This is a genomic window from Streptomyces sp. PsTaAH-137, assembly GCF_003259365.1.
GTDB lineage: Bacteria > Actinomycetota > Actinomycetes > Streptomycetales > Streptomycetaceae > Streptomyces.
Genome location: NZ_QLLY01000031.1, coordinates 1 through 13,162, shown reverse-complemented (window position 1 = coordinate 13,162; position 13,162 = coordinate 1). Strand labels below are relative to the sequence as shown.

General features: G+C 71.5%; 9 protein-coding genes. 6 read left to right on the top strand and 3 right to left on the bottom strand.

The window, feature by feature from the left end; genetic code table 11:
• Positions 1-241: 241 nt before the first annotated feature.
• Together K377_RS39175 and K377_RS39170 are read left to right on the top strand one after the other, a co-directional pair.
• Positions 242-1,780 carry an APC family permease gene (locus K377_RS39175; RefSeq protein WP_111668429.1) on the top strand — a complete coding sequence of 513 codons (1,539 nt, stop codon included), beginning with the start codon at positions 242-244 and terminating at the stop codon, positions 1,778-1,780.
• Between the two features lie 208 nt (positions 1,781-1,988).
• Positions 1,989-2,558: a DUF4351 domain-containing protein gene (locus K377_RS39170; RefSeq protein WP_237551505.1), complete on the top strand. Its 570-nt coding sequence runs from the start codon at positions 1,989-1,991 to the stop codon at positions 2,556-2,558.
• A gap of 4 nt (positions 2,559-2,562) precedes the next feature.
• On the opposite strand, the gene K377_RS39165 is transcribed toward K377_RS39170, so the two are convergent.
• Both K377_RS39165 and K377_RS39160 read right to left on the bottom strand, forming a co-directional pair.
• Positions 2,563-4,101 (bottom strand): CehA/McbA family metallohydrolase, encoded by a 1,539-nt coding sequence (locus tag K377_RS39165; RefSeq protein ID WP_111668428.1) that lies wholly within the window; start codon positions 4,099-4,101, stop codon positions 2,563-2,565.
• Positions 4,102-4,199: 98 nt separating this feature from the next.
• Positions 4,200-4,520: a hypothetical protein gene (locus tag K377_RS39160; RefSeq protein ID WP_146614830.1), complete on the bottom strand. Its 321-nt coding sequence runs from the start codon at positions 4,518-4,520 to the stop codon at positions 4,200-4,202.
• A 164-nt stretch (positions 4,521-4,684) separates the two neighbouring features.
• Between K377_RS39160 and K377_RS39155 the strand changes: the two genes are divergently transcribed.
• The 3 genes from K377_RS39155 (at position 4,685) to K377_RS39145 (ending at position 10,440) form a co-directional block, all read left to right on the top strand.
• Positions 4,685-5,521, top strand: a complete 837-nt coding sequence (locus tag K377_RS39155; protein WP_111668426.1) for a TIGR03619 family F420-dependent LLM class oxidoreductase — start codon at positions 4,685-4,687, stop codon at positions 5,519-5,521.
• A gap of 56 nt (positions 5,522-5,577) precedes the next feature.
• The gene (locus tag K377_RS39150) at positions 5,578-8,184 is read left to right on the top strand and encodes a bifunctional FO biosynthesis protein CofGH (protein ID WP_111668425.1); all 2,607 of its coding nucleotides are present in this window, start codon (positions 5,578-5,580) and stop codon (positions 8,182-8,184) included.
• A 111-nt stretch (positions 8,185-8,295) separates the two neighbouring features.
• Complete coding sequence (locus tag K377_RS39145; protein ID WP_258395305.1) at positions 8,296-10,440, top strand: LamG domain-containing protein; 2,145 nt, start codon at positions 8,296-8,298, stop codon at positions 10,438-10,440.
• Between the two features lie 51 nt (positions 10,441-10,491).
• Here K377_RS39145 and K377_RS39140 read toward each other — a convergent pair whose 3' ends face one another.
• Positions 10,492-11,574, bottom strand: coding sequence for a tyrosine-protein phosphatase (locus tag K377_RS39140; protein ID WP_237551504.1), 1,083 nt, complete (start codon positions 11,572-11,574; stop codon positions 10,492-10,494).
• A gap of 232 nt (positions 11,575-11,806) precedes the next feature.
• Between K377_RS39140 and K377_RS39135 the strand changes: the two genes are divergently transcribed.
• Positions 11,807-12,916 carry an ADP-ribosylglycohydrolase family protein gene (locus tag K377_RS39135; protein ID WP_111668424.1) on the top strand — a complete coding sequence of 370 codons (1,110 nt, stop codon included), beginning with the start codon at positions 11,807-11,809 and terminating at the stop codon, positions 12,914-12,916.
• Positions 12,917-13,162 lie beyond the last annotated feature (246 nt).

Sequence of the window (13,162 nt, the reverse complement as noted above, 5' to 3'; positions counted from 1 at the left end):
GCGATGTGACCCGGGAGACGTGACCCACTCCTCACGGGAAATTTTCGAAGGGGGCATATCGGACCCGGCTGCGATTACCGAATATCGGACGCCGGGCCGATCGCCTTGCAAAGTGCGGCTAGAATGCGCGAGTGGGCTGTTAACTCTTAGGTCGATGCCCGAATTGCCCATGGATCATTAAGAGTCCATGTCATGACGAATCACGCCAGATGTGGAAACCGCAGGATTTAACGTCCTGTTCATGACTCAGCTGGACGTGCGGCCCCAGGAGGGCACAGGGAAGGGCGAGGGCAAGGGCCTCGGCGGGAACTCCGTCGGGCTGCTCGGCAGTGCCGTCATCGGCGTCTCCACCGTCGCGCCCGTCTACTGCCTCACCTCGACCCTCGGCTCCACGGCCGGCGAGGTCGGTCTCCAGATGCCCGCGGTGTTCCTCGCCGGGTTCCTGCCGATGCTCCTCGTCGCGTTCGCGTACCGGGAGCTGAACAAGGTGATGCCGGACTGCGGCACGTCGTTCACCTGGACCGTGAAGGCGTTCGGGCCGCGCGTGGGCTGGATGTGCGGCTGGGGCCTGGTGATCGCGACGATCATCGTGCTGTCGAATCTGGCCGGCGTCGCGACCTCGTACTTCTGGCTGCTCGCCGGGGAGATCACCAACAACTCCGCCGTGGCCGACCTCGACGGCAACAAGGCCGTCCACATCGTCACGTGCCTCGTCCTGATCGCCGCCGCGACCGCGATCAGCTATCGCGGAATGACCGCCACGAAGGGCGTGCAGTACACGCTCGTCGGGCTTCAGCTGGTGGTGCTCGCCGTCTTCGTCGCGATGGCGGTGGCGAAGGCGGGCTCGGCGGACTTCCCGACCTCGGTGGACTTCTCCTGGTCGTGGCTGAACCCGTTCTCGGTGCAGTCCTTCGGCGCGTTCACGGCGGGCCTGTCCCTGTCGATCTTCATGTACTGGGGCTGGGACACCTGCCTGACCGCCAACGAGGAGACGATCGGCTCCGAGAAGACGCCGGGCCGCGCCGCGCTCATCGCGATGGTCGTCCTCGTCGGCTCCTACCTGGCCACGGGCGTCGCCGCCCAGATGATCGTCGGCTCCGGCGGCAAGGGCCTCGGGCTGGCGAACCCCGAGACCTCCGACAACGTCTTCGCCGCGCTGGCGGGACCCGTGATGGGCCCCACCCTCGGCATCCTGCTCTTCCTCGCGGTCCTCGCCTCGGCGGCGGCCAGCCTCCAGACGACGTTCATCCCCGTCGCCCGTACCGTCCTCGCCATGTCGACCTACGAGGCGCTCCCGGCCTCGTACGCCCGCGTCCACCCGCGCTTCAAGACGCCCGGCCGCGCGACCGTCACGGCGGGCGTCGCGACGGCCGTCTTCTACACGGTCATGACCCTGGTCTCCGAGCACGTCCTCGTCGACACGATCTACGCGCTCGGCCTCATGATCTGCTTCTACTACGCGCTCACGGCGTTCGCCTGCGCCTGGTACTTCAAGGGCGAGCTGACCGGTTCCCTGCGCGACTTCGCCTTCAAGGGGCTGTTCCCCGCTCTGGGCGGTGTCCTGCTCTCGGCGGTCTTCGTGAAGACCCTGGTGGACATGTGGAACCCGGCTTACGGCAGCGGCTCGTCCGTGTTCGGCGTCGGCTCGGTCTTCGTCATCGGCGTCGGCCTGCTCCTCATCGGCGTCCTGATCATGCTGGTGATGGGCCGCCGCAGCCCCGCCTTCTTCCGCGGCGAGGTACTGAACCGGGAGACCGCGGTGCTGGTGGTGGAGGAGTAAGGGTCAGCCTCCGGGGCGCCTGCTCACTCACTCGGGTGATCTCACGGCGTATGCCGCTGGCATGAGCGGACCGGCCCATAGCTTCGGGACATGGTCAGTTCATCCCATGAGGCGATGCACCGGATCTTCCAGAAGGATCCCGGGGTCTTCGGCCGCACGTTCAGAGCGTTGGACGTGGCGCTCATGCCCACGGACCTGACGGCTGCCGATGCAGCTCCTCATCACGTGCCAGGACGCGAACACGGCCCGCTGGGCGTCCGGCCCCTTCAAGGTCGGACTGGACGTGTGGCCGCTCATCACCATGCGTCCCCTGGTCCTGGGCCCGCACAACGTGCCGGTCGTGGCCTCGGCCGACGAGGTCGCCCGCGACGTCCCGCTCGCGGTCTTCTCCGCCGTCACCCACGCCAAGGACCCGCGTATCGCTGACACACTGAAGATGCTGGCTGCCGGTCTGAAGGCCGTCGACGAGGAGACGGCCGCGGTCTTCACCGAGTTCACGGAACTGGGGCTGGGGAAGGTCCCGGCCGCCGACATCTGGAGGCAAATGATGCCCCTCCCTCTTTCCTACTTCCGGTCCGAGACGTCCATGCGGCTGCGTGCGGAAGGCCGTGCGGAAGGCCGTGCGGAAGATGTGCTGCGCATCCTCGACCGGCGCGGTGTCGACGTTCCCGACGCCCTGCGGGAACGCGTCGCCGGATGCACGGATCTCGCCCAGCTGGACGCCTGGTTCGACCGGGCGATCTTCGTCGACACCGCCGAGGCCCTGTTCGTGGAGTAGCCGCCTACGCCCCCAGGAAGATCGGGTTCGTGAACGCCGTCAGGGCGCCCGGGAGGCCCGGGACCGTTGCCGGGTGGCGGATCTCGGCGCGGACGTAGGCCGCGTAGGACGGGGTCGTGTGCCAGGTTGCGCGGCCCGTGCCCGATTCGGGGAGCGGAGCCGAGGTGAACAGGAGGCCCTCGTCCGTGACGATGTGCAGGGTGCAGCCGGGGGCGCCCTTCACCTCAAGGTCCACCGTCACCGGGGTGTCGGCGGCGACGGCGAGGCGTTCGCCGAGGCCCGCCGTGCGGCCCTTGCCGCCGCTCGCGGTGAAGGTGACCTCGACGTCCTTGGTCTCGGCGACGTAGGAGTGGCCCGCCCTGATGCCCGCCTGGATCGCGTCCCGCGTCAGGTCGTCGGCGAGGACCACCGTCTGCGGGCCGCCGACCCGGTCCGGGTCGCGGTGGGCGTCGCTGTTGCCCATCGCGGGCAGCCAGGAGCCGTGGCCGCGGCCGCGTGAACGGGCGTAGGAGACAAGGGTGTTGTCCCAGTCGGCCAGGGAGACCTCGTCGTCCGCCGTGTACGGGCCGTTCCACACCTCCACCGCGTCCGCCTCGCCGAAGCCGAACTTCCAGCCGCAGCCGATGCACGTCGCGTGCGGGTGCGCCGGGACGACCAGGCCGCCCGCCCGCCGGATCCGGTCGGCGTACTTCGCCCAGCGGTTGTCCCGCGCCCGGTAGCGCCAGTCGACGAACGTGCCCGGGTCGGTGCCGAGGGCGACGACGTGGCCGTTGCGGGTCGTGATCTCCTCGCCGAGCATCACCAGCAGGTCGTCGCCCGCCACGTCCGCCCAATGGGCGTGCGAGGACTGGGTGTTGTGGTCCGAGGTGTTGATGAAGTCCAGGCCCGCCGCCCGCGCGAGGGCGCCGATCTCGGCCGGGGTGCGCCTGCCGTCCGAGTACCAGGAGTGCAGATGGCAGTCGCCGCGGTACCAGGCCCGGCCGCGCCCGCGCGCCCGCTCCGGCGGATAGGACGGCGTGGGCGTCTCACCGGGCTCGCCGTGCGTCAGCGTCACCGTCACCGAGTACGGCAGGCCGTCCGGCGCCACCGTGTACGGGCCGAGCGCGATGTGCCAGGTCCCGGCCCGCACCGGGCCCGGCAGATAGCCGGGCGTCGCGTCGTCGGCGCGCAGGAAGAACTCGGTGCGGGCCCCGCCCGACCAGCCCCGGAAGCCGTCGCCGCCGAGCGCCGTGCCGCGCTCGTCGAAGATGCCGATGTCGAGCGCGTTGTTCTGGGTGCCGGCCGGCACGGCGGCCTTCGTGTACGTGTACGCGACCCTGATCTCCCGTACCCCGCGCGGCACCTCGACCGGCAGGTACACGAAGTCGGGCGCGCCCGGCGGCAGCGTGCCCGTGAGCGTACGGGTCGACTGCGAGCCCTCGGCGGCGCGGGCGAAGCTCATGGTCCCGAGCGTAAGCGCGCCGGCCGCTCCGGTCACCAGCAGCGCCCGCCTGCCGAGTCCGCCGAGGTCGCTGTCGTCTCCGTGGTCGGCGTCGGTGCACATGTCGCGGCTCCCCAGAGTGTCGGATGTGGCCCGGGTGTGGCCCGGGCAACTCTGGTATTGAGCCGTTAACCGCCCGCCAATGGAAGGGGAGCGGCGGATTACGACCGGGAGCGTTTACGGACCAGGCCGAGGACCACCAGCACCACGAGCACGAGCAGAATGATCAGGATCAGGGCGACCTTGCCGAACGAACCGCCGTGACGGGATTTGTGCCGCCGCTTGGATTTGCCGATCCGCGTCACCGACTTGGCCACGGTGACCTTCTGCGGAGCCGCGGCCGACGACGTGTGGCCCGTCGCCGAGGCGGCCGCCGACACCGTCGTGGAGCCGGTGTGCGCGGCCGCCGTCACCGGCACCGACCCGAACAGCAGCGCTCCCAGCAGCACCAGCACCGCCGCGGGACGTGAACGTACGGACATCGAAAACCCCCGTGAAGAATGGTCCGGAAAAACGTGGAAGGAACCCGGAAGAGGCCGCGTACCCGCCTTTCGCAAAAGGCCGGTAAAGAGCGTTCGGCGAATGCGATCAGGGGAGCGTAGCCGTGCCCATGGACTCCTGGAACCCCCGCCGGTAGGAAAGCCGCATGCGGATCTCGACCACGATCTTCCTGACCGACGAGACCATCACTCCCGTGCGCCTCGCCCGCGAACTCCAGCAGCGCGGCTTCGGCGGCCTCTACCTCCCCGAGCACACCCACATCCCCGTGGAGCGCACCAGCCCGTACCCCAACGGCGGTGACCTGCCTCGCGAGTACACCCGCACCCTCGACCCGCTCGTGGCCCTCGCCCAGGCCGCCGCCGTCACCGATGACCTGTTCCTCGGCACCGGCGTCACCCTCCCCATGGAGCACGACCCGATCGCCCTGGCCAAGCAGATCGCCACCCTCGACCACCTCTCCGGCGGCCGCTTCACGCTCGGCGTCGGCTTCGGCTGGAACCGCGAGGAGGCCGCCGACCACGGCGTCGCCGACTGGCGCACGCGCCGGGACCTCGTCCTGGAGCGGATGGGCGTGATGCGGGCGCTGTGGGCGGCCGAACCCACGGCGTACGCGGGGGAGTTCGGCCCGGGGGTGCGCGCCAGCCACGCCTTCCCCAAGCCGGTGCGCGGCGGCGCGCCCCGCATCCTCGTCGGCGGCGCCGCCGGGCCGAAGCTCTTCGCGCACATCTGCGCGTACGCCGACGGCTGGATGCCGATCGGCGGCGCCGGGCTGAGCCGGACCGTGCCCGAGCTGAAGGAGCGGTGGGCGGAGGCGGGCCGCGACCCCGAGGCGCTGACGATCGTGCCGTACGCGGTGCTGCCGACCCCGGGCAAGCTGGCGCACTACGCCGAGCAGGGCTTCGAGGAGGTCGTCCTGCAACTCCCGCCGGGGGACACCGGGACCGTGCTGAAGACGCTGGACGAGTACGCCCCGTACCTGTGAGCGTCACCCGGGGTGCGCTCTCGTGGGCCGCGGGCCACCGCTCGTATGCTCAATTCATGAGTGATCAGGACGCCGTACCCCAGACGCCTCAGACGGACCGACCCACGGCCAACGCGATGCGCCGCGCCCTGAAACGAGCCAGGGACGGCGTCGCGCTCGACGTCACGGAGGCCGCCGTGCTGCTCCAGGCGCGCGGCGCCGACCTGGACGACCTCACGGCCTCGGCCGCCCGGGTGCGCGACGCGGGACTGGAGGCGGCCGGGCGGCCCGGCGTCATCACGTACTCCAAGAGCGTCTTCATCCCGCTCACCCGGCTGTGCCGGGACAAGTGCCACTACTGCACGTTCGTCACCGTCCCCGGCAAGCTGCGGCGCGCCGGGCACGGGATGTTCATGTCGCCGGACGAGGTCCTGGACGTCGCGCGCAAGGGTGCCGAACTCGGCTGCAAGGAAGCCCTGATCACCCTCGGCGACAAGCCCGAGGACCGCTGGCCCGAGGCGCGCGAGTGGCTCGACGCGCACGGCTACGACGACACCATCGCGTACGTCCGGGCCATATCCATCCGCATCCTGGAGGAGACGGGCCTGCTCCCGCACCTCAACCCCGGGGTGCTGTCCTGGACCGACTTCCAGCGCCTCAAGCCCGTCGCGCCGTCCATGGGCATGATGCTGGAGACGACCGCCGAGCGCCTGTGGTCCGAGCCGGGCATGCCGCACCACGGCTCCCCGGACAAGGAACCGGCGGTGCGGCTGCGGGTCCTGGAGGACGCGGGCCGCTCGTCCGTCCCGTTCACCAGCGGGCTGCTCATCGGCATCGGCGAGACCTACGAGGAGCGCGCGGAGTCGCTGTTCGCGCTGCGCCGCACCGCCCGCTCGTACCACGGGATCCAGGAACTCATCATCCAGAACTTCCGCGCCAAGCCGGACACGGCGATGCGCGGGATGCCCGACGCCGAACTCGACGACCTCGTCGCGACGGTCGCCGTCGCCCGGCACATCATGGGCCCGTCGGGCAACCTCCAGGCCCCGCCGAACCTCGTCGACGGCGAGTACACGCGCCTCATCGGCGCGGGCATCGACGACTGGGGCGGCGTCTCCCCGGTGACCATCGACCATGTGAACCCCGAGAAGCCGTGGCCGAAGCTGGAGGAACTGGCCGAGCAGTCGGCGCAGGCCGGCTTCGAGCTGCGCGAACGGCTGTGTGTGTACCCGGAGTTCGTGACGCGCGGCGAGCCGTGGCTCGACCCGCGCCTGCTCCCGCACGTCCGCGCGCTGGCCGACCCGGAGACGGGCCTCGCGATCGCGGACGCGCCCGTCGTGGGCCGCCCCTGGCAGGAGCCCGACGAGGGGTACGTCGCCGCGTCCGGCCGCACCGACCTGCACCGCACCATCGACACCGAGGGCCGCACGTCCGACCGCCGCGACGACTTCGACGAGGTCTACGGCGACTGGGAGGCGCTGCGCGAGCAGGCGGCGCCCGGCATGGTCCCGTCCCGCATCGACGGCGACGTGCGCGAGGCGCTGGCGGTCGCCGCCGACGACCCGACGAAGCTCACCGACGACCAGGCCCTCGCCCTGCTGCACGCGGACGGCCCGGCCCTCGACGCCCTCTGCGGAATCGCCGACGACATCCGTAAGACGGTCAACGGCGACGACGTCACGTACATCGTCACGCGGAACATCAACTTCACGAACGTCTGCTACACCGGCTGCCGCTTCTGCGCCTTCGCCCAGCGCCGCACCGACGCCGACGCCTACACCCTCTCCCTGGACCAGGTCGCCGACCGGGCCCAGCAGGCGTGGGACGTCGGCGCGGTCGAGGTGTGCATGCAGGGCGGCATCCACCCGGACCTGCCCGGCACGGCCTACTTCGACATCGCGAAGGCCGTGAAGGAGCGCGTGCCCGGCATGCACGTCCACGCCTTCTCCCCGATGGAGGTCGTGAACGGCGCGACCCGCACCGGGATGTCCATCCGAGAGTGGCTGACCGCCGCCAGGGAAGCGGGCCTGGACTCGATCCCCGGCACGGCCGCCGAGATCCTCGACGACGAGGTCCGCTGGATCCTCACCAAGGGCAAACTGCCCACGGCGACCTGGATCGAGGTCATCAAGACGGCCCACGAGCTGGGCATCCGCTCGTCCTCCACCATGATGTACGGGCATGTGGACCAGCCCCGCCACTGGCTCGGCCACCTGCGCACCCTGGCCGGCATCCAGCAGGAGACCGGCGGCTTCACGGAGTTCGTGACGCTGCCGTTCATCCACACCAACGCGCCGGTCTACCTGGCGGGCATCGCCCGCCCCGGCCCGACCACCCGCGACAACCGGGCCGTCACGGCGATGGCCCGCGTCCTGCTCCACCCGCACATCCCCAACATCCAGACCAGCTGGGTGAAGCTGGGCACCGAGGGCGCCGCCGAGATGCTCCGCTCCGGCGCCAACGACCTCGGCGGCACCCTGATGGAGGAGACCATCTCCCGCATGGCGGGCTCCTCCTACGGCTCCTACAAGTCGGTGAAGGACCTGACCGCGGTGGCCGACGCGGCGGGCCGCCCGGCCAGGCCGAGGACGACGCTGTACGGCGCCGTCCCGGAGGAGCGGGTCCGGGCGGCGGCGGCGTCGGACGGGCATCTGCCGGAGTTGCTGCCCGTCCTGGAGGACTGACGGCCTCGCCGGGACCCGGGTCCCGGCCATTCAATGGCCCACTCGTGTCAGTGCCCGCTGTTAGCCTCCTGCGACCCGTGATCGGAGCGGGACGACAGGGGAGGGGCCAACGTGCCACGCAGTAAAAGGACTTGGAGCAGACTCAGACGGGCGGCCGTCGTCGGCTCGGCGACACTGACGGTGATCGCGACGCCGTCGGCAGCGCTGGCGGCCGACAACCTGCCGCCGTTGCGGCCGCTCGTGCAGGATCTGAGATCCGACGGCAAGGGGTGCGCTTCGGGGGCGGAGCGGTCGTACGTCTCGGAGGCGCCGCGGCTGACGGCGGTGCTCTACGACCCTGAGAGCGACGACCAGCCCGCCGAGGGCAACCGCGTACAGGGCGAGTTCGAGGCATGGTGGACGGACGCGGACGGCGCGGAGCAGCGCCGGACCTACACCTCGACCATGACGCCGTCGGGCTCCACGCAGTCCTGGCGGATGCCCGACGACGTACCGCCGGACACCGTCGTGTCCTGGCGGGTGCGGGCGAACGACGGCAAGGCCGTCTCCGCGTGGAGTTCGGAGGAGGGCGGCTCCGTCTGCGAGTTCGTCTACGACGACGAGAGCCCGGCGAAGCCCGTCGTGACCTCGACGGACTTCCCCGAGGACAGCTGGACCTCGCGCGTCGGGGAGTACGGCACCTTCACCGTGGACTCGCCCTCGGACGACGTCGTCGAGTACCGCTACTGGTACACCGGCGGCACCTACAAGAGTGTGTCACCGGAGAAGCCCGGCGGGCCGGCCGACATTCGGTACCTGCCGCTGGAGAGGGGCCCCGAGACGCTGAGCGTCGAGGCCATCGACCGGTCGGACCGCAGCAGCAACCGCGCGGACTACTCCTTCTTCGTCGTGGCGGGCACCGGACCCGTCGCCCACTGGGAGCTCGCCGACCCGGCGGGCACGCAGACGGCCGCGGCGGAGACCGGGCCCGGCGCGCGGGCGGGCGCCGGTGTGACGTTCGGCGCGACGGCGCCGGGCGGCACCGCCCTGACCTCCACCGCGAGCCTGGACGGCACGGGGCACGGCTTCCTGTCCCCGGACAAGGCCGTGGCCGACACGCGGCGGACGTTCGCGGTGGGCGGCTGGGTGCGTCCCGCCGCCACGGACGGGGTGCGGACCGTCGCGAGCCAGGACGCCGGCGCGGCTGCGGGTCTCACCCTCGGACTGCGGCCCGGTGACGGCTCCACGCCGGTGTGGTCCTTCCGTATCGGCGGCGCGCAGGTCTCCGGCGGCACTCCCGAGACCGGCGAGTGGGCCCATGTCCTCGGCCTCTACGACAGCGAGACGGGACTCGCCGCGCTGTACGTGAACGGCCACGAGGTCGGTACGCGTCAGAAGGCGACGCCCGCCGAGGCAGCGGGCGCCTTCCAGATCGGGCGGGCCCGTGGCCCTGCGGGATACCGCGACCGCTGGCAGGGCGAGGTCGGTGACGTACGGGTCCACGACCGCGTGGTCACTCCCGGCGAGATCGCGGAACTCGGTTACCGCAAGCCGGAGGTGAAGGGGCACTGGTCCCTGGAGAGCGCGGACGGCGGGGAGAGCCCGGAACTGTCCGGGGGCGCGCCGCTGAAACTGTCCGACGGCGCGACGATCCGCCGTGGCGTCGAGGACGACTGCGCGTGGAACCCGGACTGCGTTCCGCCGGCCGACTACCCGCTCGTGGGCGACGGCGACCTCACCCTGGACGGCACGACCGGTCACGCCACAACGGACCGGCCCGTCGTGGACACCGGTGACAGCTTCACCGTCGGCGTGGTGGTCCGCCTCGCGGACACCGATCCCGAGCACCCGATGACGGTGCTGTCCCAGGGCGGCGAGCACGCGGACGCGTTCAAGGTGCGGTACGCCCCCGCGGACCGCGAGTGGCAGCTGGTGATGACACGCGCCGATGAGGACGGGGCGGCGGAGACCGTCGTCGCACGGGAGGCCCTCGCCGACGGCGGTGAGGGCCAGGGCCAGCGGCTGGCGGTCGTGTACGACGACGCGACCGACCAGATCAGGCTCTACCTGGACGGCTACACGAGCGACGAGGGCACGGCGACTTTCCACGGTGGCTGGCACAGCGACGGCGGGCTGCAGGTCGGGCGCGGGCATGCCGACGGCGCGTGGGGCGAGTACCTGCGCGGCTCGGTCGACGAGGTGCACGCCTTCTCCGGCGCGCTGAGCCAGTCCGACATCATCGGTCTCGGCTTCGGCACCGAGCCCTGCGTCTGCTGAGAGGCTGACAGGCGGGCGCACCGATGCCGGTGCGCCCGCCCCGCGCACGGCTCAGACCAGCAGGTCGCGCTTCAGGTCGCGCAGCTCGCTCTTGCTGATGCCGAGGCCCTGGCGCTCGTACGCCTCGAAGGAGCCGAAGGTGTCCTTGACCTCGGCGAAGCCCGAGTTCAGGTACTCGGCGCGGACGTCCAGGAGCGGCTTGTAGACCTTCGCCTGCTCCGGGGGCATCGAGGCGAGGGCCGCCGCGTTGGCCTGCGCGCGGTAGTCGTTCGAGGCGAGGTAGTCGGCCATGACCGTCTCGCGGGGGACGCCGAGCGCGGTGAGCAGAGCCGCGTTCGCCCAGCCCGTGCGGTCCTTGCCCGCCGTGCAGTGGAACAGCACGCTGTCGCCGTCGGTGATGCCCGAGAAGACCTGCTGGTAGGCGGTCTTCGCGGAGTCGCCGCTGACCATGAACTTCTCGCCGTCGGTCATCATCGCGACGGCCTCGGCCTCCGTCGTCGGCATCGCGGTGTAGGTGGGCGAGCCCGCCAGGACGTCCGCGACGACGTACGAGGTGCCGCTCGGGACGCGGTCGGGCGCGGCGGCGCGCTCCGAGGCCATGCGCAGGTCGTAGTCGGTGTCGATGCCGAGGCGCTTCAGCTTGGCGAGGTCGGCCGTGGTCAGCTTGTCGAGCGCGTCCGAGCGGTAGACCTCGCCCATCTTCACCCAGTGGCCGTCGGCGGTGCGGTAGCCGCCGGCGTCGCGGAAGTTCACCGTGCCGTCGAGCTTGATGAGCCGGTCGGCCAGGTGCAGGCCGCGGCCGTGGTCGGGGGTGAGGTCGAACCACTGGCGGTCGGCGTTCGCCGGGAGGCCGGTGACCTTCACCGTGCCGGTGGAGCCGCCGCTCGCCACGGTGCGGCCGTTCGCCTTGACGGTGACGCGCCGGACGCCGGGGGCCTTCCAGGTGATCTCGTACGTGCCCGGGGTCGCCGCCGCCGTGACGACGGCCTGCGTGAAGGGGATCCGGGCGGACGGAGCGTGGTGCCCGGCGTGTGCGGAGGCCGCCGGGGCTGCGAGAGTGGCCAGGAAGGCGGCGGCCGACAGAGCGGTGACCGTGCCCCTGACACGCGTCATCTGCTGCTTCATGTGCGTCATGGGGCGGATGCTTCGGGCTGTCGGAGAGCGGCGTGCGACAGGCCGGTGAACGGCGCGGGAACCTCAGGAAGCGGACTCCTCTGTACCTTCGCGAACTGGTCACATACGTGCCGAAGTGACCACAAGAGCTTCTCCTCCCTCACCAGTTGAGGTCGCTTGGATCACTGAAGCGAACGTTCCTGGTCGATTACAGTGCTGCGAGTCGAGGGCCGCAGGGCAGCGAAGGAGAGCCATGGGCGCACCACCCGCCGCCGGGGCCGTCTGGGGCCGCGCCGAACAGCAGGACTTCCGCAGCCGGGTGCGCGGCGCGCTGCTCGGCTCCGCGCTCGGCGACGCGCTGGGCGCTCCGCTCGACGAGAAGGCCCCGGACGACGCTCCGCCCGCGCGCGGCGCCGAGCTGCTGCCCGCCTTCGGCCGCACCGGCGCCGTCTCGGCCGCCACCCAGCTCGCGCTGTTCACCGTCGACGGGCTGATCCGCGCCCAGGTGCGCCGCGACACCGGCGCCTGGCATCCGCCCACCGATGTGCACCGCGCCTATCTGCGGTGGGCCGCCACCCAGCGCGACTGGGGGCCCGACGAGCGGCGCAAGGAGGACGGCTGGCTGGCCCGCGAGGAGTGGCTGTACGCCCGCCGCGGGGCCTCTTCCGCCTGTCTGCTCGGGCTCGGCAACGACGTCATGGGCACCCTGGACAAGCCCAAGAACCCCGACGCCGACGGGCCCGAGGCCGCGACGCGCTCCGCCGGGTTCGGGCTGCTCGTCGGCTGGGAGCCGCAGCTCGTTCTTCAGCTGGCCGTCGAATGCGCCGTCCATACGCACGGGGCGCCCGAGGCGTATCTGTCGGCGGGCGCCTACGCCGTGATCGTGCACGCCCTTGCCCGCGGGGACTCGCTGGACGCCGCCGTGCAGCGCGCTCTCGCCCTGCTCGCCGCGCGGCCCGGGCATCCGCCGGTCGTGGACGCGCTCAAGCATGCGCTGGGTGCCGTACGGCAGGGGATGCCGAACGCGTCCCGGGTCGCCGAGCTCGTCGGGGACGGTGGGGGTGTCGGGGCGCTGGCCGGGGCCGTGTACTGCGCTCTGGTCGGGGAGGACATCCGGCACGGGCTCGGGCTCGCCGTTCACCATGGTGGGCCTTCGGCGGCTGTCGGGGCGTTGTGCGGGGGGTTGTTGGGGGCGTTGCACGGGGAGACCGCGTTGCCTCCGGCGTGGGTGGTGGAGCTTGAGGGGCGGCCCACGATTCTTGAACTCGCCGATGATTTCGCCATGGAGATGACCCAGGGCGCCGCCCTCCACGGCCCCGCCGGCGCCTCGGAGGGCTGGCTGTCCCGGTACCCCCGGGCTTAGCCCTGGCGGGGGCGGGTGCGCAGTTCCCCGCGCCCCTGGGTTGTACGTCGGCTGACGGCCGGTGGGGGCTGGTCGCGCAGTTCCCCGCGCCCCCAAAAACCAGTTCGTCACGCGCGCCACCGTCGTGGCTGGTCGCGCAGTTCCCCGCGCCCCTGAGATGCGCACTTCGTGCGCCATCTCATCAAAGAGGCGCGCCGCCGCTGCCCCCTATCGGGAGGCGCGCGGAGCGCAGCCTCAAGGGGAGGC